The organism is Ampullimonas aquatilis (assembly GCF_049675895.1).
Lineage (GTDB): Bacteria > Pseudomonadota > Gammaproteobacteria > Burkholderiales > Burkholderiaceae_D > Ampullimonas > Ampullimonas aquatilis.
Genome location: NZ_CP183834.1, coordinates 3,507,113 through 3,527,139, shown reverse-complemented (window position 1 = coordinate 3,527,139; position 20,027 = coordinate 3,507,113). Strand labels below are relative to the sequence as shown.

Here is a 20,027-nt window from a genome sequence, read left to right as displayed (position 1 = left end):
AGAAATGCCTAAATCTTCGTCGAGCAGCCTGAACATTATGTTTGCCCGCTGATATTGAAACCAAGCTGGCATGACACGACTAATCTTTAAAAAATAAACCTTTGACTGCATGTGGCTCACAGCGCAGGTATTGCGGCGCGGCCTTGATGGTTGCGCCGAGCTGTGCGGCAGCATGCCAGGGCCAGCGTGGGTCATAGAGCATGCCACGGGCCAGGGCGACGGCATCGGCTTGCTGGTTTTGCAGTATGGCTTCGGCTTGTTGCGGCTCGGTAATCAGGCCCACGGCGATGACGGGCATGGTGACGTGTTGTTTGATGGCTTCTGCAAAAGGTACCTGGTAGTTGGGTATGACGGGAATTTTTTGTTGTGGGCTTAAGCCGCCGCTGGATACATGAATGTAGTCGCAACCACGCTGTGCCAATGCTTTGGCGAGTTCAATACTTTGCGGTAAGTCCCAGCCGCCATCAAGCCAATCAGTGGCTGAGATGCGCACACCAATCGGTTTATTGGCGGGATAAACCTGACGCACATCGCTAAAAATTTCCAGCAAGAGGCGCATGCGGTTTTCCAGACCGCCGCCGTACTGGTCATTTCGTTGGTTGGAAAGTGGCGAAAGAAACTGGTGCAATAAGTAGCCATGCGCACCATGAATTTCAATGAGGTCGATACCCAGTTGTTTAGCGCGTTCGGCCGCCGCAACAAAGGCTTGTCGAATACTGGCAATGTCGCTGAGGGTGGCGCTTTGTGGCACGGGGCCGTTGTCATGAAAGGGCAGGTTGGAAGCGGAGATGGTTTGCCAGCCGTTTTCAGCATCTGGCGCAATGGCATGGCCGCCGTCCCAGGGTTTTTTGGTGGAGGCTTTGCGGCCAGCATGGGCGAGCTGAATGCCAATGGGCATGGAGGAATATTGGCGAATGGCTTTGAGTGTTTTGGCGAGTGCCAAGGCGCAGTCTTCATTCCATAAGCCGAGGTCGGCATAGGTGATGCGGCCACGAGGCTCAACCGCGCTGGCTTCAATAATCAACAAGCCCGCACCGGATAAAGCCAGATTACCCAAATGAATGGTGTGCCAGTCAGTTGCCTGGCCGAGCTCGGCGGAGTACTGGCACATGGGGGCGATGACGATGCGGTTGGACAGTTGCAGCTGGCCAATTTGCAGGGGTGAAAATAGTCGGCTCACGATGATCCTTTGTACGGGTTGAATGGCGCGGCGAGATGGTTATTTGAATAAGCTCAGACTTGGAGTCTAGAACTGGGCAGATGTTCAGCCATGATGGCAGATTGTCCTTGTTAAATGGCGGGAATGATTGACGCGCTGCGCGTGCAAGCTCTATAGTGCTCGGCTTTGCAATTGCTGCGGTGGTTTTTGTTGCCATGAGGCGCGGCAGTGTGCCAACTGGCCTCTGATTTCTACTGATACTCTATGGTAGTGTAAAATTAGGCCTATATTCAACGCACTTAATGGGTTTATTTTTAAATATACCCCCCATAATTTACTGTTTTAGCGGCTTTGGCATGACATATTCGGTCAAGGAAATGTTTTATACCTTGCAAGGTGAAGGTGCCCAGGCTGGTCGCCCGGCGGTGTTTTGTCGTTTTGCCGGCTGTAATTTATGGACCGGGCGTGAGGCGGATCGTGCCAATGCAATCTGCCAGTTTTGCGATACCGATTTTGTCGGTACCGATGGTGTGAATGGTGGCAAGTTTGTCGATGCGATGAGTCTGGCGCAGCGCATTGCCAGCTTTTGGCCAGCGCAGGCCAAGCATCGCTATGTGGTGTGTACGGGTGGTGAACCCCTTTTGCAATTAGACGCCGTGTTGATTGACGCTCTGCACTCACTCGACTTTGAAATTGCTGTAGAAACCAATGGCACCGTGGTGATTCCGGCCGGGATTGATTGGGTGTGTGTGAGCCCCAAGGCCAATGCGGCGTTACTGGTTGAGCGTGGCAATGAGTTGAAGGTGGTGTTTCCACAAAGCGGGCAAAATTTGGCCGCACTGGAAAAATTAAATTTTAAACATTATTTTGTGCAACCCATGGATGGGCCAGATCAAGCGGCCAATACGCAGGCGGCGGTTGAATTTTGCAAGGCACATCCGCAATGGCGCTTGTCGTTGCAAACCCATAAGCTGATTGCCATTCCTTGACGGCTGGCACGTTGTGGTGAGCATGATGCTCATCTTGTTAAGTTAAAAGAAGTCAACAATAGAAGTTATGTAGTGTACAGATCCAGCCTTTGATGGATCGTTTTTATGAAAGCTGACAGCATCATGTCAAACCCACAATCTGCCGCCTCTTCGGGTCGTTCCGGCGCTACGTCGCCAGTCACCATCACACGCCGACTGGAGTTTGATGCCGGCCATCGAATTCCTGATCATAAAAGTCAGTGTCGCAATCTGCATGGGCATCGTTATGCGCTGGAAATCTCGCTCACGGGCGATGTGCTGGAGGTACCGGGTGAGTCGAGCAATGGCATGGTGCTGGATTTTTCGGATGTGAAGAGCATTGCCAAAGAACAGATTGTCGATGTGTGGGACCACGCCTTTTTGGCTTATGAGGGTGATGCCGAACTGGTGGCGTTTTTAAATGGTTTGCCTGACCATAAAACCGTGTTGCTGGATTGCATTCCAACCGCAGAAAATCTGGCTGCCAAGGCATTTGAAATTTTGCAGAAAGCGTATCAGGCGCACTATGGTGAGCGCTTGCGCCTGACGCAGGTGCGCTTGTACGAAACGCCCAATTGCTGGGCGGATGTACAAGCTTAAGGGTAGCAACAGCCGTTAAACCGGCTTGCTGTGGTGGGGTTGTTTAAACCAGCAGCAAGCCCGATGGCTTTCCAACCTTAAGCCGCGAGGCGACTGCCCTTGGGTAGATGCGCCATCAAGAACTCCATTTGATCTGCCAAAATCCTGCGATTGCGCAGGATCATGTCTTCCCACAATGACGGAATATACGGCGCATACAGCAATGGCATATGCGCTTGTTGGGGCGTGCGCGCCGCCTTGCGATGATTGCAGGCTTTGCAGGCAGTCACCACATTCATCCAGATATCACGGCCACCCTGGGCAAACGGGATGATGTGTTCACGCGTCAATTCGGCGGTATCAAAACAGTCGCCGCAATAAGCACAAAAATTACGGTCCCGCACAAACAGCTTGGTATTGGTGAGACCGGGGATGACGTTGAATGGATTGATGCGGGGAAAACCTTTGGTGCCGATGATGGAGTTAACTGTAACGACTGACTGCACACCGGTGATGGCATTGATGCCACCGCGAAACATGGCAACCTTGCGACCCGCTTCCCAGCGGACCTCATCGGCTGCGTAGTGCAATACCGCTTCTTCCAGCGATAACCACGCGTGGGGAATTCCTTGCGAACTGAGCTTCAGTATCTTCATGGCAGATTCCTGTGACATCACCGCATTCCGGGCGACCTCGCCCAGCTCAAGCAGATGATTCTGCCGCAGTGCGCCGTCTGGTTGGCGGGCTTAATCGCCCAGCCATTCACCATAGACATTGCTAACTTACCATACAAAGATGAAATTGAATACAACGGTGCTTAAATAACTGGCAACGGAATTGCTTTATCGTGGCATCATTAAATACAGTGGGTATGTATTTAAATTGAGTCAATATTTACGCACTATATGGGTTAATTATGATTGGTACTAATAGGGGGTACCGTGTTTGTGCTTGATTTCGAGGTAAAACAGTGCCGTTTTATCAGTCTAAACAGCCTGGTCGCTGAGTTGAATTTAACCCAAAAACATGTTTGTGCGGTCATTAGCGCGTGGCAATCAGACTGCCAGCCGATTGAATTTTCACTTTGGGTAAGTGGGTAAAAGCTGCGGGTAAAAATGGGTTAAAAGCGCGCTGCGATTAACTGCCTTGCGCCGCCGGTACGGATTTCATCTCGTCATGTTGTCGACGTTGCAGCCTGATGCCTTGGGTGATTTCTTCACTGCTCAATTGGCCATCATGATTACTGTCAAATTGATCAAAATGACGCGCCAGGTGCGGTACGGTGCTAGCCTCGCTTGGCGATAACTGACCGTCGCCATTTTTATCCGCTTCTTTGAAGCGTCGTTCAAATTCGGCCTTGTGCTCGGCGGCAATGGCCATCATGCCCGCCTGCAGCTCGGCCTTGCTCAGCTGGTTGTCGTGGTTGCTGTCCAGCTTGTCAAAATCGGCCAGCAAACGTTTGTTGTCGGCGGCTTCGGCCTTGGAGAGTTGACCGTCATGGTTGGCATCGAGCTGATCAAAATGTTGGGCATGGCGCTGTTCCAATTCAACGTCAGCCGCACTCAAGGTGACCAGACTGACAGTGCTGGCAACAGCCAGGGTTAAAACGGTCAGTACGGTCTTGGCGGAAATGTTCAGGGATATGCTCATTATGGGACTCCTTTTTTAAAATGCCCTGATAGGAGTCCGAGGTCTGGGCAGCGTTCAGCGCTGTTACAGCTTTTTACATCCGTTAATGAGTGAGGTACGTAAGAACTTTGCGGATGGTCGTCAATCATTCAGTCGATAAAAGGCCATGCGCAATAGGATGAGACAAAGGAACTATCTGTGTGACAATCAATCTGTCGATGGCGCAATGGATTGATGCATGAAGGCTGATATATTAAGGTGATAGTGGCATTTGCGGGCCGTCACCATCTGGTGGCATCGGTGCGCCGGGCGGGATGCCATTATTGGCGCCATCGGGATTGCCAGGTGGACCACCTGCTGGCGGCAAACCGACCGGATTGTTATTGATGGGTGGGAGGTTGTGCGTGGGCGCACCGATACCAACGATGGCGTCTTGCGGAAGTTGGATTTCTTCAGTTGCACCGGCACGAGTCACGACAATCGATTTGCCGTGGACTTCTTTAAGTATCACGCCGGGTGCGATTTCACGACCAACCCGGACAAATTCGGCAGGTTTGCCATCCACCGATACAATGGCCGCAGCATTGGGCCCGGGAATGTCGGGTGAGACCACGCCGGCAAGCTGGATCTGCACGGCCAGCGCGGCACCAGAATTGGCGGCAACACCAAATAGGGCTTTGGCAGGTTCCAAATTAAGTGGTGCAGTGGTTTGGGCAATCACCCCCACCGGAGCAGGAATGCTGCGACTGGCTTTGATGGTGAGCACCCAATAGGTAATCAGGCCACAAATGGCGGCCACCAGTAACACGGCACTGGCGATAGGAAGTAATTGCTGGTAACGACGGATCATGAAGGTATTGTAGCTTGGTATCATTGTGCTCTGTCGCACTCTTAACTCTTGAAAATGAAGATGAATACAACAAAAGTCTCTACAGCAGCGTTAAAGCTCAATAAACACGTCAACAAACTCAACTCTGGCCTACGCAGGGCGCGTGGTTTTACCCTGATTGAAATCATGGTTGTGATTGTGATTTTGGGGGTGCTGGCGGCACTGGTGGTACCCAAGGTGATGAGCCGTCCCGATGAGGCACGTGCTGTGGCGGCCAAGCAGGATGTGGCCTCCATTCAGCAGGCACTGGCACTCTACAAGCTCGACAATATGCGTTATCCCACGACCGAGCAGGGACTGGTCGCGCTGGTGCAAAAACCAAGTACCGCGCCGGTTCCCAATAACTGGAAGCTGGGCGGTTATCTGGATAAATTGCCAAAAGATCCCTGGGGCAATCCGTACCAGTATTTGAGCCCGGGTGTACGCAGCGAAATTGATATTTTCAGTTTTGGTGCCGATGGCCAATCGGGTGGCCAGGGCGTGGATGCCGATGTTGGCAACTGGGACAAATAAGATCGCTGATTCAGCCAGCCGCTGGTGGCTGGCGGTTCGCTCATCACATCCATCGTGTCCAAACCCATTCCCACTGTCCTACAACGGTATCGTTCCCGCGGATTTACGCTGATTGAACTGATGATCGTGGTCGTGATCATGGGGATCATTCTGGGCGTGGTGGGTGTGCGTGCCTTTCCGGGTGGTGAGCAGCAATTGCGCACCGAAGCCGAGCGGCTGGCGCAACTGTTTTCTGCGGCACGTGATGAAGCACGTTTGCGCGGCGCACCGATTGCCTGGCAGGCCGATCGGATCAGCTACCGCTTTATGGCATTGGCGCAATATAACGATCTGTCGAGCTGGACGCAGATCAATGGTGATGACATTCTTAAACCACGCAACTGGATGGGTGGCTTGCCTTTAACGGGCACCTTTATTCAACCTGGTCGACCTGCTCAGCAATACGCCAATCCCAATCCCGAAACACTGATGATTGTCTTTGGCCGCGAACCAATTGATGCCCCATTCGTCTTGTCGCTGACCCGTGAAGATTTGCCTGGCAAACGGGTACAAATTGAGGCAGATGGCCTGGGCCATTTTGTCGTCAAGACCGGGAGTGCGGCGCCGTGAAAATAACGCGTGGCTTTACCTTGATTGAAGTATTGGTGGCACTCACCATTGTGGGCGTCGCCATGATTGCGACTTTGCGTGCGGCAGGTAATCTGACTCGCAACACCGATGCCTTGCGCATGCGCACGCTGGCTTCGGTGTCGGCAGAAAACCGCTTGGTACAGATGCGCTTATTGCAAGAGTTTCCGCCGATTGGCCAACGTTCGACAGATTGTCCACAGGGCGAGCTCAACCTGATTTGCGAAGAAGAGATCAAAAGCACACCCAACCCCAATTTTCGGCGGGTTGAAGTGAGTGTGTATAACGCCGAACATACCGAACGGCTGGTCAAACTGATTCATGTGGTGGTCAATGCGCCGCGCTGATTCAGGATTTACTTTGCTGGAGCTGTTGGTCTCGGTCAGCATTTTGGCCGTGATTGCGGTGATGTCGTGGCGCGGCCTGGATAGTGTGATTCGCAGCCGTGATATTGTGACCGCGCAAACCGACGCGATTAACGGTCTGGAAATGACCTTTGAGCAACTGGCTTTTGATTCAGAAAATGCGGCGGCACCGCAAGATACCGGTTTGCCATCGGTATGGGCCTATCCAAGCCAGGCCGCATTTGTGATTGTGCGTCGCACGCCATCACAACAGGCGTTTGCGGTGCCACAGGCCAATGGCAGCAATAACTCGGCTAAACAGTCAGGCGGCGTCCAGTTGGTTTTGTATCGATTGGCTGGTGATCGGTTTGTGCGTCGTGCGTCCCCCTTGTTTAATAATCGTTCCTCGGCGCAAGAATGGATCCGCAGTCTGGAGTCTGAATTGAATCGCAGCGATGTATTATCTGATCCACAAAATGTGGCCTTGCTGGGTAACGTTCAGGGGCTCAGTTTGCGTTTGTGGGCGGATGATGCTCCTGGTGCAACGGTAACGGAACCGGCTTGGAAGACCGTTGGCAGTCAGTCCGATGAAATGACGCGGTTGACGACGGCCTATAACGCGCAGATTCATATATTGAGCCGTGTTGTCAAAGGGCTGGAACTGCGTCTGACAGTGGCGCGCACCAATAATGCGGGCTTGTCGGTCAACTATACCAAGCTGTTATTGCTGGGGACATGATGCAGCAAACACGACCCCTTGTCCGTTTATCCAAACCAAAACGTAGCCGTGGCGCTGCTGTCGTGACCGCTTTGCTGATTGTGGCTTTGGCAACCACTTTGATTTCTGGCCTGTTTTGGCAATTACAGGTATCGTTGCGGGCCGTGGAGAATCAGCGTTCACGAGCACAGATCAATTGGGTCTTGCGGGCGGCGCTGGATTGGGCCGGCGTGATTTTGCGTGGTGATGCACGTTCTGGCAAAACCCATTTGGGGCAGGCTTGGGCGATTCCGATTCCGGAAACACGTTTGTCGGCTTATCTGGAAAAAACCTCAAAAGAGGCTTTTATTACCAGCGATGATGAAGAAGCCTTTCTGGAGGGACGTATCATTGATGCGCAGTCACGTTTGAATCTGGCGGCGTTGGCTACGAATGGCGTGATTGAAAAACGGGAACGCGATAGTTTTATGAAACTGCTGGAAATGCTTGGCGCGGATACCGGATTGGCCGAACGTGCCGCACAGTTTGTGGCAGAAACTCAAAAGGGTCAGCAAAGTGCTTTTAATCCGCAAGGGACTGATAAAGGTGGTGCAGGCGGTTCTGGCGCGAGTTTGTCCGAAGGCAGCAATAGCAGCGCATTTGGCTTGGCCACTTTGGATGACTTTATGGCGGTCAGTGGTTTTGATCAAAATTTGATTACCCGTCTTACCCCATTTTGTACTGTGCTGCCAGATAGCAGTATCGTTCAGGTGAACGGAAATACAGCGAGTGCCGAGGTATTGGCAGCCAGACTTGCTAAAATAAGCCTGGCAGATGCCAAAGCCTTGGTGGCAGCACGTAACAAGGCATATTTTAATAATAGCGGCGACATGAAAGGCGTCCTCGGCCCCGATCTGTTGGCCGATAGTGATAGCGTTATGACATTTAACAGCAGTTATTTCATTGTGCGAGGCAAGGTTCGACTGGGACGTGCACGCCGTGCCATTGAGGCATTGGTTGAGCGCGCCAGTAATGGTGTGACCAAGCTGGTCAGGGTGAGTGATTCGATCAACCCTTATGCTGAGGAAACGCTGTGAGCCTGCAACTCTATGTCCGGATTCCACCGCGGCTGACTGATGCAACGACACTGACTATCAATAGTCAGTTTCTGTTTATTTTGGCGCGTACCGAAAAAAAGCTGCCACTGCAAATTGAGCAGACGGGCGCTGCGCAACTGGCTGATCTGCCCAAGGCCGATGAAGCCATCCTGATTTTTTCTGGTAGTGATGTCACGCTGCAAGAGTCGTTATTGCCGGCCAGTTTGAGTGGTAACAAGCTCAAGGCGGCATTGTCCAATGCGATGGAAGATCAGCTGCTGACGGATGTCAATACCGTGCATATGGCCATTAGCCCGGTCGATCCAAAGCAAATGCCGCCGCAAGCCCGCACCATGGGGGCGATTGATCGCTTGTGGTTCACCCAGGTGTTGCAGCTGTTTTCGGATCGTGGCTATAAAGTCGCGCGCGCGGTTCCTGAAGCGTTGTGTATTCCATGCAATATCCGTGGTGGTATTAATTACATTGTGTCGGAACTGGAAGACGGCGCGTTCTCTTGTTCTGCACGGATGAATCCGGCGACCGGTCTGGGTTTCAATTCGTCAGAAGAGACACTGGCCGGCTGGCTTGAGTGGGTCGCGGTGCAGGGACAAATTGATCCAACAGAAATGCAACGGGTTGAAATGAGTGCCAAAGACTGGATTGATGGTTGCCTCAAATCACCCATCAATTTTTGTCAGTTTGAATTTATTCAGGGTGCACGTAGCCAGAAACCAAAAGAAAACTGGATCAAGACATGGCGCTGGCCACTTGGCCTGGCCGCCGGTTTGGTGGTTTTGCATATCGTCGGCTTGCAAACGCAATGGGCCATCTTGCGCAGTGAAAAAAGTGCGCTGGCGGAAGAAATGGCGCAAACTTTCAAAGAGGCTTTTCCACAAATTTCGGTGGTGGTCGACCCATTGGTGCAAATGCGGCGTGGCATTGTTGAGCTGACCGGCAAACAAGTGGGTGGCGCCAGTAGCAAAGACATGATCGCGATGTTGGCGCGTCTGGGTAATGCGGTTAATAAATTGAGCCCCGGAACCGATCCGATGATTGAGAGTTTTGAATATCGCAATGATGTGCTGACGGTGACGTTTGTCAAAGAGCCAGCCAATGAACAATTGCAATCCAGTCTGACGCAGGAAGGTTTGTCTGGCAGTCCGGCGGCAGTTCAGGCTGGTAATAAATCGGTTTGGCAGATTCGGTGGGGCAGCTAATGTTTAAACACCCACTGATTCAAGCCAATATGAGTCGCTGGCAAACTTATTGGAATAGTCGCACGGGCCGTGAACAGCGCATGCTGCTGATTGCTGCTTCGGTGATAGCAATCGGTCTGATCTATGGTTTGCTTTATGATCCGGCTCAAACTGGTGTTGCACGTCTTAACAAGGAATTACCACCGTTGCGTAGTCAGGCCGCTGAAATGGCGGGTTTAGCTAAACAGGCCATGGGTTTGCGTTCAGGTAGCAAACCTATTTCGGTGCCAGCCAATCAACTTAAAGAAGCCATAGCCGGCAGTTTGACCCGTCAGGGCTTTAATGCCAAAGTCATTCAGGAAAGTGATTTGGTGCATGTTGAGTTGTCCGAGGTGGCTTTTGCCAAGTGGCTGGAGTGGTTGCGCATTAACCAGGCAGAGTTGGGTGTATTGGTCGTCAAGGCGACGATTAAAAAGATGGATGGAGCGACGCCGTCACCTGGTGTGGTATCAGTTGGGTGCTGGCTGAAGTCGGCTAGTGCGGATTCGTGATGAAGTTGGCGGGGAGTCCGATACAATCGCGCAGCTCGGGAAGAATATTTACTGTCCTTATCGGTATTATTCTGAGTATGCTGGCAGTGCTCATGGTGTTGCTGGTTTTTTTTCCGGCAACCTGGGTTGCCGATGCGGTTCTGGAGCACTCGGATGGCCGGGTTGTGCTGGCTCACGCGCATGGTACGGTCTGGCAAGGTGAGGCCATGCTGGGTCTGTCAGAAAATGGTTTGAATGCTTTGAACGAAGTGCGCGATGGCCGACGTAAACGTTTGACCGGTTTGGTATTGCCAGGTTTGTTGAAGTGGAAGATTGATCCTTTTTCGGTTTTTTCAGGAAAGTTACAGGCTGAGCTGGTACATACGGAGATGATGCCGGCACCAGTCAAATTGGTTTTAGGATTGAATGAGGTTGTCGTGGAGCCTGGGCAGATCAGATTGCCCGCTGAGCTCCTGACGGGTTTGGGAACACCGTTTAATACATTTAAGCCGAAAGGTTTGGTGGCGCTGAACTGGGATAGACTGACACTGGGTCAAAAGATTGCACCGCAGGGTGTGGTGACTGTCAATATCAGTCAGATTTCAACAGCGCTGTCTCCGGTCAGTCCTTTAGGGGACTACACAGCGATGTTGATGTTGTCGAGTCGCACGATGAATGTGCAGACGCGGTCAGGAGCCTTGTTAATTACCGGAGCCGGGTCATGGGCAACGGGTGCGTTGCAGTTTGATGGTGAGGCCAAGGCCGCAGCAGGTTATGAACCGAGCTTGAGTAGTTTGCTCAGTTTGTTGGGTAAACGGACCACATTGGATGCGGTCTCGCTGAAGTTTTAAGGCGTTTCGACAGAGCGCCCATTTGAAAGAGTCAGAATGAAACCTCAAAAAAGGTTAAGTACACAATTGAAGGAAAGCAGTATTCACTGGGCCATCAGATTGCTGATTGCTACGGTGGCAGCACCTTCATTTTCCGCCCTGTTTGTGGAATCTGCCAATGCAGCAGAAGAAATGGTCACGCTTAATTTTGTCAACGCTGATCTGGAAGCGGTCATCAAGGCAATTGGTCATTATTCCAATAAAAATTTTTTGATTGATCCTCGCGTCAAGGGTACGCTCAATCTGGTTTCCGAAAAACCTGTCACCAAGCAGCAAGCCTACCAAACGTTGTTATCCGCACTGCGCCTGCAGGGTTTTACGATTGTTGAGAGTGGTGGTTTGCTTAAAGTGCTGCCAGAGAATGATGCCAAACTGCAGTCCTCGCCGTTGCAGGCGGGACGCTCAGGCAAATTGGCCGGAGACCAGATTATTACTCAGGTATTCAGGCTCAACTATGAGTCGGCCAATAATCTGGTACCCGTTTTGCGCCCCCTGATTGCGCCAAATAACACCATCAATGCCTATCCTGGTAACAACACGCTGGTCATCACTGACTATGCCGACAACCTGAACCGCATTGCCAAAATCATTGCCGCAGTTGATACACCTGCGGGTAGCGATCTGGAAGTGATTCCAGTCAAGAATGGGGTGGCGCTTGATATGGCCGCCATGTTGAATCGATTGCTGGACGAGACGCGTACTGCAGCAGCAGGGGCAGCACCCGATGGTAGCCAGAAGGTCAATATTTTGGCGGATTCCCGCACCAACTCATTGTTGATTCGCGCCGCCAATCCTGCTCGACTAGCCTTGGCGCGTGGCTTGGTTGCTAAATTGGATACGCCCTCGGCTTCCGGCAGCAATATGCATGTGGTCTACCTCAAAAATGCTGAGGCTGTGAAGTTGGCGCAAACACTGCGAGCAATCGTTGCTGCAGACTCTTCTGGCAGCAATAACACCACGAGCAATTCTTCAACTTCTTTTAGTGCCTCGTCCAATCAGCAGACGGGTACACTAGGTGGTAGCCAGGCTAGCAATTTTGGCTCTAGCAGCAATAGTAATAATGGTTTGGTGGCTGGCGCAGGTGGCATGATTCAAGCCGATGCGGCAACCAATACGCTCATCATCACTGCGCCAGAACCAATCTATCGCAATATGCGCGATATTATTGATCGCCTGGATGCAAGACGTGCCCAGGTTTTTATTGAAGCATTGATTGTTGAAGTCACGGCCGACAAGTTGGCCGAGTTTGGTATTCAGTGGCAAAACCTGACTGGTTTGACCAACTCTTCAACTAGCGTCATCGGTGGTACCAATTTTGGTTCATCTTCTGCCGGTACCAATCTGATTGGTGCAACCAAGGACATTACCTCTTTGAGTAATGGTCTCAATATTGGTGTTGTTAAAGGTTCATTGACTATTGCTGGCACCACATTTACCAATCTGGGTTTGCTGGCCCGCGCACTGGAAACCGATGCCAAAGCAAATATTTTGTCGACACCGAATTTATTGACGCTGGATAACGAAGAGGCAAAAATTGTTGTTGGTCAAAACGTACCATTTGTCACGGGCCAATATACGACAACGGGCACGTCAACTTCTACGACTTCACCTTTTCAGACGATTGAACGTAAAGATGTGGGTTTGACGTTGAAGGTCAAACCGCAAATTTCTGAAGGCGGTGCAGTCAAGCTGCAGATTTACCAGGAGAGCTCAAGTGTTCAGAGCACCACCAATTCTGCAGGGATCATTACCAATAAGCGCTCCATTGAGTCCAATGTCATTGTGGATGATGGCCAGACCATCGTGCTGGGTGGCTTGATGCAGGATCAGACCTCGGATAGCCGTGATGGTGTTCCGGGTCTGCAAAGTATTCCTGTGTTTGGTGCCTTGTTCCGTTCCGATATTCGTAAGCGTTCCAAGACCAACCTCATGGTTTTCTTGCGCCCTTATGTGATGCGTACCGCCGAGGCGAGTGACAGTTTGCTGGGCGATCGCTATGAATTCATTCGTAATCAGGCGTTGAGCAATCGTAGTGACTCCTGGTTGTTGGGTAATCAGCCATTGGCTGCGCCACCACCGTTAGCGACCAATTTGAAGTCGGTTTCATTACCGCAGGCACCAAAAGCACCGGTTCCAATCACCCAGGAAGCCGTCGTGAAAGACGCTGGTGTGATTGATGTCCCGACACCGAAGCCAAGTATTCCAGAGCCTGCCGTATCAACGCCAGTGATACCCGTAGCACCCATTGAAATAGCGCCTGTGGATAATGTTGTCGTGCCCTTGCCTGCTAGTAATACGGCGGGACGTGGCCCTACTCCCGTTATTTTGCAGGTAGCGGCTTTTACGGATATTGAAAAAGCCAATATGCTGGAAAGCAAGCTTAAGGAAAAGGGCTTGAATGCCTATGTGCAAACTTACAGCGGCATCAGCGCACAGTTACACCGCGTGCGGGTTTCATCGGAGCGTTCTGAACTAAACTCTGTCAAGGATGTGCTTAATCGCATGGGCTTGTCCACACAACAAATAAGATAGTTAATGACCAGAGTTGAGCCATGATCACGCAGATTCCATATAGCTTTGCCCGCGATCAGGGAGTGTTACTCAATATCGCCAATAATGAGTTGCTGGTGACAGAGAATACGCCGATGTCGGCACTGGCTGAACTGCAGCGCATGGTTCAGTTTCGTGTACCTCCTCCCAAAAAGGTATCTCGTGCGGAGTTTGACTCTGCGTTGGCGCGCGTCTATTCGGCCGGTGAATCCAGTGCGGCTAATGTGGTCGGTGAGGTTGAGGCCAATTTAGATCTTTCTCGGTTGATGCAGGAGATCCCACAGATTGAGGATCTGCTAGAAGCGGATGATGATGCGCCAATCATTCGGATGATGAATGCATTGCTGACGCAGGCTGCACGAGAAGATGCTTCGGATATTCACCTTGAACCTTTTGAAAAGTCCTCAGTAGTACGTTTCCGCGTTGATGGCACGTTGCGCGATATTGTTCGCCCCAAGCGTGAGTTGCATGCCGCCTTGATTTCCCGGATCAAGATCATGGCGCAGCTGGATATTGCCGAAAAGCGTTTGCCACAGGATGGTCGAATTACCTTGAAAATCGGTGGTAAGCCCATGGATGTACGGGTTTCCACGCTGCCCACTGGACATGGTGAGCGCGCTGTCTTGCGTTTGCTGGATAAGGATGCGGGCAAACTTGATTTGGCTTCGCTGGGTATGAGCGAAGATACCTTGGCCAGTTTTGATACCTTGGCCAGACAGCCGCATGGCATCATTCTGGTTACCGGCCCAACGGGTTCAGGTAAGACGACGACTTTGTATGCCGCATTGTCTCGTCAAGATGCGACGACTAGCAATATCATGACGGTAGAAGATCCGATTGAATATGATCTCGATGGGGTCGGGCAGACTCAGGTCAACGCGCGTATTGACATGACCTTTGCCAAGGCTTTGCGAGCGATCCTGCGGCAGGATCCGGATATCATCATGATTGGTGAAATTCGTGATCTGGAAACAGCGCAGATTGCTGTGCAAGCATCATTGACGGGTCATTTGGTTTTGGCCACGCTGCACACCAACGACTCTGTCTCGGCAATTACCCGGTTGGTGGATATGGGCGTTGAGCCCTTCTTGCTATCTTCCAGTCTGTTAGGAGTCTTGGCACAGCGCTTGGTTCGTAAGCTTTGCCCACATTGCAAGCGAGAAGAAAATCGTGCTGGGTCGGCACGTTTTTATCATCCGGTCGGCTGCGAAAAATGCTCGACGAGTGGCTATTCTGGTCGTACCGGCGTTTATGAATTGCTGGTTATCAATGATGCTATCCGGCAGATGATTCATAACGGCGATGGTGAACATGAAGTACGTCGAGCTGCGACTCGCGCAGGTATGCGTACCATGCGTCAGGATGGTGCCCGCTGGATTGTTTCTGGTGTGACTTCGCCAGAAGAAGTCATTCGTGTCACCCGGGATTAGGACAGGCGATGACCGACATTGTTGCTAATAATCTAATTTCACTGCTTTGGGGTGTCGTTGCCCTGCTGGTGTTGCTGCTGGTCGGTTTGGCGCTATTGTGCGCCTATGTTTTCCGATCCAGGCAAAAGCATAAGGGCGAGGTTGAATATCTTCTGCGTTATTTGCGGGAGCTTGATAAACGTGTTGCTTCAACCGAGGCTTTGGAAAGGGCATTGACTCGTGATATCGGTAGCATGAAGACCGGTATTTTTGAGCTGAAAGAAAAAACGTTGACGGCCAAGCCTTTGGCTGCTGACGAGATTGTTCAACAGGAGGATACTCCGGAGGCTGCGCCTGCGGCCACTTTTGAACTGGATCCGGATAGCATACTGCCAAACAAGACCGGACTCTTCAATGCCTATTCTGCCATTGAGAGTGAGGATGTTGATTTCCGTCACTCAGCGACAGAAAAGGCTCAGGCAGAAGCTGATGCGGCATTACCGCTAGTCATGGTTGTTGAGGACTCTCGAACGGCGCAGCGTGTTGCCAAGATGACTTTGGAGCAACATGGTTTCAGTGTCATTCTGGCCAATGATGGTCTGGATGCTTTGCAAAAGCTTGAAATTGAACTGCCGGACATTTTGATTACCGATCTGGAAATGCCGCGCATGGGTGGCATGGAACTGATCAGTCGGGTTCGCTCCGATGAGCGTTTTGCGAACGTGCCAATTGTCATCATCAGTTCGGTCAGTCCTGCTACTTTGCAGGAACAGATGAAGGGATTGCGTATCAATTTTTACTTGATCAAGCCTTATTCGCGTGAAAGTCTGGTCGGTGTGGTTCGTCAGTTACTCGGTGACATGGTTAGTACAGCCCCTGTTGAGGCTGGCAATGAGGCCCAAGACCACAGCCAGGAGTGATTTTTGTAAAGAGTGCTTTTGTTTCCTAGGGTTTTCCTTACTGCTTGCTGACAAGCATGTAAGTCTTCGTTAAGATGGTCATATTAAAGTTGCAAGCAATTCGGGAGGAGAGGTAGTAGGAGACAAATGTCGCAACTAAAAGCGGCAAAATAAAAAATGGAGATACTAACGACTTGCTCTGTTAGTTAATAAAGTTAGTGAATAAAAAAAGAAAAGCGCTATCGAGTTATTTACTTGGTAGCGCTTTTTGCTTAAGTAGGCTTTGAGCTTCTTTCTTATACCAGCTATGATGCGGTTTTATCACTGACTACAATAATCATAATGTTGTTTGATATCGTCATTATTGGCGGAGGCTTGGCCGGGCTTTCTGTGGCACTCAATTTGGCTCGCGATAAAAAAGTCGCCGTTATCTGTAAACGTTCTTTGTTGGATGGCGCCAGTAACTGGGCACAAGGCGGTATTGCCGCTGTGCTGGATTCGCAGGATAGTATTGATGAGCATGTCAATGACACACTCATCGCAGGTGCAGGGCTTTGTGACGAGCCTGCTACACGTTTCATTGTTGAGCATGCCAGGGAAAGTATTGAATGGTTGATCGGTCTTGGCGTACCCTTTACACGTGACGAAACAGCCGAACTTGGATTTCATCTGACTCGTGAGGGTGGCCACAGTGCTCGTCGTATCATTCATGCTGCCGATGCGACGGGTCATGCGGTTCAGGTGACATTGGAGCAACAGGTCCATCAGCATCCCAATATTACCCTGCTTGAAAATCATATGGCGATTGATCTGATTACTGGCGATAAGGTCGGTTTGGATCAGGGTCGTTGCTATGGTGTTTATGTGCAAAATACCGAGACCGGTAAGGTTGTGACAATCAATTGCTCACAGACGGTATTGGCGACGGGTGGTGCGGGCAAGGTTTATCTTTATACAACCAACCCGGATACGGCTACTGGTGATGGCATTGCGATGGCTTGGCGCGCTGGCTGTCGAGTTGCCAATATGGAATTCATCCAGTTTCATCCAACCTGTCTCTATCATCCTTATGCGAAGTCTTTTCTGATTAGTGAGGCGGTCAGGGGCGAGGGTGGTCAACTCAAGTTGCCGCCCAATGCGGGCGTGGATCATGGTAAGCGTTTCATGAGCTGGCATGACAATCGTCTGGAACTGGCCCCGCGCGATATTGTGGCCCGCGCAATTGATTTTGAGATCAAAAAGCATGGCCTGGACTATGTACATCTGGACATCAGTCATCGTCCTCCTGAATTCATCAAAGAACATTTTCCGACGATTTATTCAAAATGCCTGGAATTTGGTATTGATATCACCAAGGAGCCGATTCCGGTCGTTCCAGCAGCGCATTACACCTGTGGGGGAGTGATGACCGATATGAGCGGTCGTACCGATATTGCTGGCTTGTATGCCGTGGGTGAAACAGCGTATACCGGTTTGCATGGTGCCAATCGACTGGCTTCGAATTCCTTGCTGGAATGCCTGGTATTAGGCCGGGCAGCGGCCATGGATATTTTGCGGCAAGCCACTGTGACGCAGGCGCTTATTTCGGAATGGGATGAAAGTCGCGTGAGTGATGCCGACGAGGAAGTCGTCATTGCCAATAACTGGGATGAGCTGCGTCGCTTTATGTGGAACTACGTTGGCATTGTGCGTACGACAAAGCGCATGCAGCGAGCACGACATCGCTTGCAGTTGCTGCGTGAAGAGATCACCGAGTTTTATTCCAACTTTCGCGTGACGCGAGATTTGCTGGAACTGAGAAATCTGGTTGATGTGGCTTCGTTGATTGTGGACAGTGCTTTGGCCCGACATGAAAGCAGAGGGCTGCATTTCAGTCGAGATTATCCAGAAACATTGGCGGAAGCCAAGCCGACCATTCTGACGCCGCAAAAATAGCTGAAAGGTGCCGCTGAAGATCAACATTATTTACGGATAGATTCTAAGCCGATTGGATTCAACCAATGACACGCATTGAGTAATCGGTTGCATCAATATCTTTGGTGAGTGAGCCAATTGAAATTCGATCAACGCCCGTCTCGGCAATGCGCCTTACCGTGTCCTGATTAACGCTACCGGAGGCTTCCAGCACTGCACGACCACGGTTGAGCTTAACCGCATCGTGCATCAGTTGCAGGCTGAAGTTGTCCAGCAAGATCGATTTGGCGCCTTCACTCAAGGCCTCTTCAAGCTGTTCAAGCGTTTCTATCTCAATTTGGATGGGCAGGTTGGCGTTGAGTGCGTAAGCCTGTCTGAGTACCGCTTTAATGCCGCCAGCGGCCGCTATATGATTTTCCTTGATCAGAATCCCATCATAGAGTGCTAAACGCTGGTTTTCTCCACCACCCACACGTACCGCATACTTTTGTGCGAGGCGTAAACCTGGCAGCGTTTTGCGAGTGTCATGTATTTTGGCATTGGTGCCGGCGACGATCTTGACATACTGTTGCGTCTTGGTCGCCACTGCCGACAGCGTTTGCAAAAAATTCATGGCACTACGCTCAGCAGTCAGGAGACTGCGCGCCGGCCCTTCCAATAGGCAGACAACGGAATTGGCTTCCATCAGATCACCTTCCTGATATTGCCAGTTGATCCTGATGCTGGCATCAAGCCTTGTCATGACGCCATTGAACCAAGGTATGCCACATAGCACGGCATTTTCACGAACAATCAGACGTGCTTGTACACGTTGTTGGTCGGGCACGAGCAACCCTGTGACATCGCCTGAACCGACATCTTCGGCAATGGCAACGGCAATATTGCGCTCAAAGGTGGCCTGTAAAATGGGATCTTCTGGGAAGGGGTTGAGTTCGGCCAAGTGATCGGCTGAGTAAAAATGGTTCATGCGGGGCCAATTCCTTTATCCCATGCGGGTGTTGGTTTTTTTTGTTGAGCAGCAAACGTTAACATGCGGTCAATGCAAGCATAGGCTTTTTGACCAATGATGGGGTCAACCAATACTTCGTTGCTACCTTTTTCCAGTGTGGCGGCAAGATTGGCCAAACCATTCATGGCCATCCAGGGGCAATGCGCACAGCTCTTGCAGGTTGCCGAGTTGCCCGCGGTGGGGGCCTCAATGAGAATTTTACTGGGGGCGGCCTGACGCATTTTGTGCAGGATGCCGTTGTCCGTAGCCACAATGAATTCGAGCGCATCCATGCTTTGCGCCGCCTTGATGATTTGTGTGGTCGAACCAACGACATCGGCTTGTGCCACCACGCTGCTTGGTGATTCGGGATGTACCAGTACCTTGGCCTTGGGATGTTGTTGACGCAAGAGTTCAAGCTCAACACCTTTAAACTCATCATGAACCAGACAGGCACCTTGCCAGAGCAGCATGTCGGCACCGGTTTGCTCCTGGATGTAGCGACCCAGATGACGATCCGGTGCCCAGAGGATTTTTTTACCTTGTTCGTGCAGATGCTTGACGATCTGCAGGCCGATGGAAGATGTCACCATCCAGTCAGCACGCGCCTTGACGGCGGCACTGGTGTTGGCATAAACGACCACGGTGCGATCTGGGTGGGCGTCGCAAAAGGTGGCGAACTCATCGGCGGGACAACCGAGATCAAGTGAGCAGGTGGCATCCAGGTCGGGCATCAGGATGCGTTTTTCCGGGCTGAGAATTTTGGCAGTTTCACCCATGAAGCGTACGCCGGCGACGACCAGTGTCTGCGCGCCATGATCACGTCCAAAGCGTGCCATTTCGAGCGAGTCGGAGACGCAGCCACCGGTCTCCTCGGCCAGATCCTGGATGTCGCCATCGACATAATAATGGGCCACCAAGACCGCATTGTGCTGTTTGAGCAAACCACGGATTTTTTCTTTGAGTACAGTTTTTTGTTCTGAATTGAGATTTTCTGGTGTTTTAGCCCAGGCTTGAGCCAGACAGGTTGCACCGTCCTCGGTTTGATGGTCTTTGACTGGTCGATCAAATTCAATCGTTTTCAACATAGATAATTTCCGATACCCCTAT

The 20,027-nt window shown here is 51.2% G+C and carries 20 protein-coding genes; 14 read left to right on the top strand and 6 right to left on the bottom strand.

Annotated elements, in window-relative coordinates; translation table 11 throughout:
• Positions 1 to 79 precede the first annotated feature (79 nt).
• Positions 80 to 1,180, bottom strand: a complete 1,101-nt coding sequence (locus ACMYR3_RS16460) for an NADH:flavin oxidoreductase/NADH oxidase (protein ID WP_424193204.1) — start codon at positions 1,178 to 1,180, stop codon at positions 80 to 82.
• Positions 1,181 to 1,515: 335 nt separating this feature from the next.
• On the opposite strand from ACMYR3_RS16460, the gene queE reads away from it, so the two are divergent.
• The gene (gene queE / locus ACMYR3_RS16455; protein ID WP_424193202.1) at positions 1,516 to 2,148 is read left to right on the top strand and encodes a 7-carboxy-7-deazaguanine synthase; all 633 of its coding nucleotides are present in this window, start codon (positions 1,516 to 1,518) and stop codon (positions 2,146 to 2,148) included.
• Positions 2,149 to 2,271: 123 nt separating this feature from the next.
• Positions 2,272 to 2,766 carry a 6-carboxytetrahydropterin synthase QueD gene (gene queD / locus ACMYR3_RS16450; protein ID WP_424193199.1) on the top strand — a complete coding sequence of 165 codons (495 nt, stop codon included), beginning with the start codon at positions 2,272 to 2,274 and terminating at the stop codon, positions 2,764 to 2,766.
• Between the two features lie 77 nt (positions 2,767 to 2,843).
• On the opposite strand, the gene ACMYR3_RS16445 is transcribed toward queD, so the two are convergent.
• The 3 genes from ACMYR3_RS16445 to ACMYR3_RS16435 form a co-directional block, all read right to left on the bottom strand.
• Positions 2,844 to 3,401, bottom strand: coding sequence for an HNH endonuclease (locus ACMYR3_RS16445; protein ID WP_424193197.1), 558 nt, complete (start codon positions 3,399 to 3,401; stop codon positions 2,844 to 2,846).
• 481 nt (positions 3,402 to 3,882) lie between these two features.
• On the bottom strand, positions 3,883 to 4,395 hold the full coding sequence (locus tag ACMYR3_RS16440) for an EF-hand domain-containing protein (RefSeq protein WP_424193195.1): 513 nt from the start codon (positions 4,393 to 4,395) through the stop codon (positions 3,883 to 3,885).
• A gap of 232 nt (positions 4,396 to 4,627) precedes the next feature.
• A complete protein-coding gene (locus tag ACMYR3_RS16435) occupies positions 4,628 to 5,248 on the bottom strand; it encodes a type II secretion system protein N (RefSeq protein ID WP_424193193.1) in 621 nt (206 codons plus the stop codon).
• A gap of 36 nt (positions 5,249 to 5,284) precedes the next feature.
• Here ACMYR3_RS16435 and gspG point away from each other — a divergent pair, with 36 nt between their 5' ends.
• The 12 genes from gspG to nadB all read left to right on the top strand — a co-directional run bounded on the left by gspG (position 5,285) and on the right by nadB (position 17,950).
• Positions 5,285 to 5,776 (top strand): type II secretion system major pseudopilin GspG, encoded by a 492-nt coding sequence (gspG, locus tag ACMYR3_RS16430; protein ID WP_424193191.1) that lies wholly within the window; start codon positions 5,285 to 5,287, stop codon positions 5,774 to 5,776.
• 54 nt (positions 5,777 to 5,830) lie between these two features.
• Positions 5,831 to 6,385: a GspH/FimT family pseudopilin gene (locus ACMYR3_RS16425; protein ID WP_424193189.1), complete on the top strand. Its 555-nt coding sequence runs from the start codon at positions 5,831 to 5,833 to the stop codon at positions 6,383 to 6,385.
• Entirely contained in the window at positions 6,382 to 6,750 is a 369-nt protein-coding gene (gene gspI, locus ACMYR3_RS16420) for a type II secretion system minor pseudopilin GspI (RefSeq protein WP_424193187.1), read from the top strand. The genes ACMYR3_RS16425 and gspI overlap by 4 nt, the downstream gene beginning before the upstream one ends.
• Entirely contained in the window at positions 6,737 to 7,486 is a 750-nt protein-coding gene (locus ACMYR3_RS16415) for a PulJ/GspJ family protein (protein WP_424193185.1), read from the top strand. The genes gspI and ACMYR3_RS16415 overlap by 14 nt, the downstream gene beginning before the upstream one ends.
• Positions 7,483 to 8,541 (top strand): type II secretion system minor pseudopilin GspK, encoded by a 1,059-nt coding sequence (gspK, locus tag ACMYR3_RS16410; protein ID WP_424193183.1) that lies wholly within the window; start codon positions 7,483 to 7,485, stop codon positions 8,539 to 8,541. The genes ACMYR3_RS16415 and gspK overlap by 4 nt, the downstream gene beginning before the upstream one ends.
• The gene (gspL, locus tag ACMYR3_RS16405; protein ID WP_424193181.1) at positions 8,538 to 9,758 is read left to right on the top strand and encodes a type II secretion system protein GspL; all 1,221 of its coding nucleotides are present in this window, start codon (positions 8,538 to 8,540) and stop codon (positions 9,756 to 9,758) included. The genes gspK and gspL overlap by 4 nt, the downstream gene beginning before the upstream one ends.
• On the top strand, positions 9,758 to 10,288 hold the full coding sequence (gspM, locus tag ACMYR3_RS16400; protein WP_424193179.1) for a type II secretion system protein GspM: 531 nt from the start codon (positions 9,758 to 9,760) through the stop codon (positions 10,286 to 10,288). Before gspL ends, gspM begins: the two co-directional genes overlap by 1 nt.
• 92 nt (positions 10,289 to 10,380) lie before the next feature.
• Positions 10,381 to 11,118: a type II secretion system protein N gene (gene gspN, locus ACMYR3_RS16395; protein WP_424193177.1), complete on the top strand. Its 738-nt coding sequence runs from the start codon at positions 10,381 to 10,383 to the stop codon at positions 11,116 to 11,118.
• Between the two features lie 36 nt (positions 11,119 to 11,154).
• Positions 11,155 to 13,689 carry a type II secretion system secretin GspD gene (gene gspD, locus ACMYR3_RS16390; protein WP_424193175.1) on the top strand — a complete coding sequence of 845 codons (2,535 nt, stop codon included), beginning with the start codon at positions 11,155 to 11,157 and terminating at the stop codon, positions 13,687 to 13,689.
• A gap of 20 nt (positions 13,690 to 13,709) precedes the next feature.
• Positions 13,710 to 15,137 (top strand): type II secretion system ATPase GspE, encoded by a 1,428-nt coding sequence (gene gspE, locus ACMYR3_RS16385; protein WP_424193173.1) that lies wholly within the window; start codon positions 13,710 to 13,712, stop codon positions 15,135 to 15,137.
• Between the two features lie 8 nt (positions 15,138 to 15,145).
• Positions 15,146 to 16,036, top strand: coding sequence for a response regulator (locus ACMYR3_RS16380; protein WP_424193171.1), 891 nt, complete (start codon positions 15,146 to 15,148; stop codon positions 16,034 to 16,036).
• A 321-nt stretch (positions 16,037 to 16,357) separates the two neighbouring features.
• The gene (nadB, locus tag ACMYR3_RS16375; RefSeq protein WP_424193169.1) at positions 16,358 to 17,950 is read left to right on the top strand and encodes an L-aspartate oxidase; all 1,593 of its coding nucleotides are present in this window, start codon (positions 16,358 to 16,360) and stop codon (positions 17,948 to 17,950) included.
• 58 nt (positions 17,951 to 18,008) lie between these two features.
• On the opposite strand, the gene nadC is transcribed toward nadB, so the two are convergent.
• Complete coding sequence (gene nadC, locus ACMYR3_RS16370) at positions 18,009 to 18,896, bottom strand: carboxylating nicotinate-nucleotide diphosphorylase (RefSeq protein WP_424193167.1); 888 nt, start codon at positions 18,894 to 18,896, stop codon at positions 18,009 to 18,011.
• Entirely contained in the window at positions 18,893 to 20,005 is a 1,113-nt protein-coding gene (gene nadA / locus ACMYR3_RS16365) for a quinolinate synthase NadA (RefSeq protein ID WP_424193165.1), read from the bottom strand. Before nadA ends, nadC begins: the two co-directional genes overlap by 4 nt.
• Positions 20,006 to 20,027 lie beyond the last annotated feature (22 nt).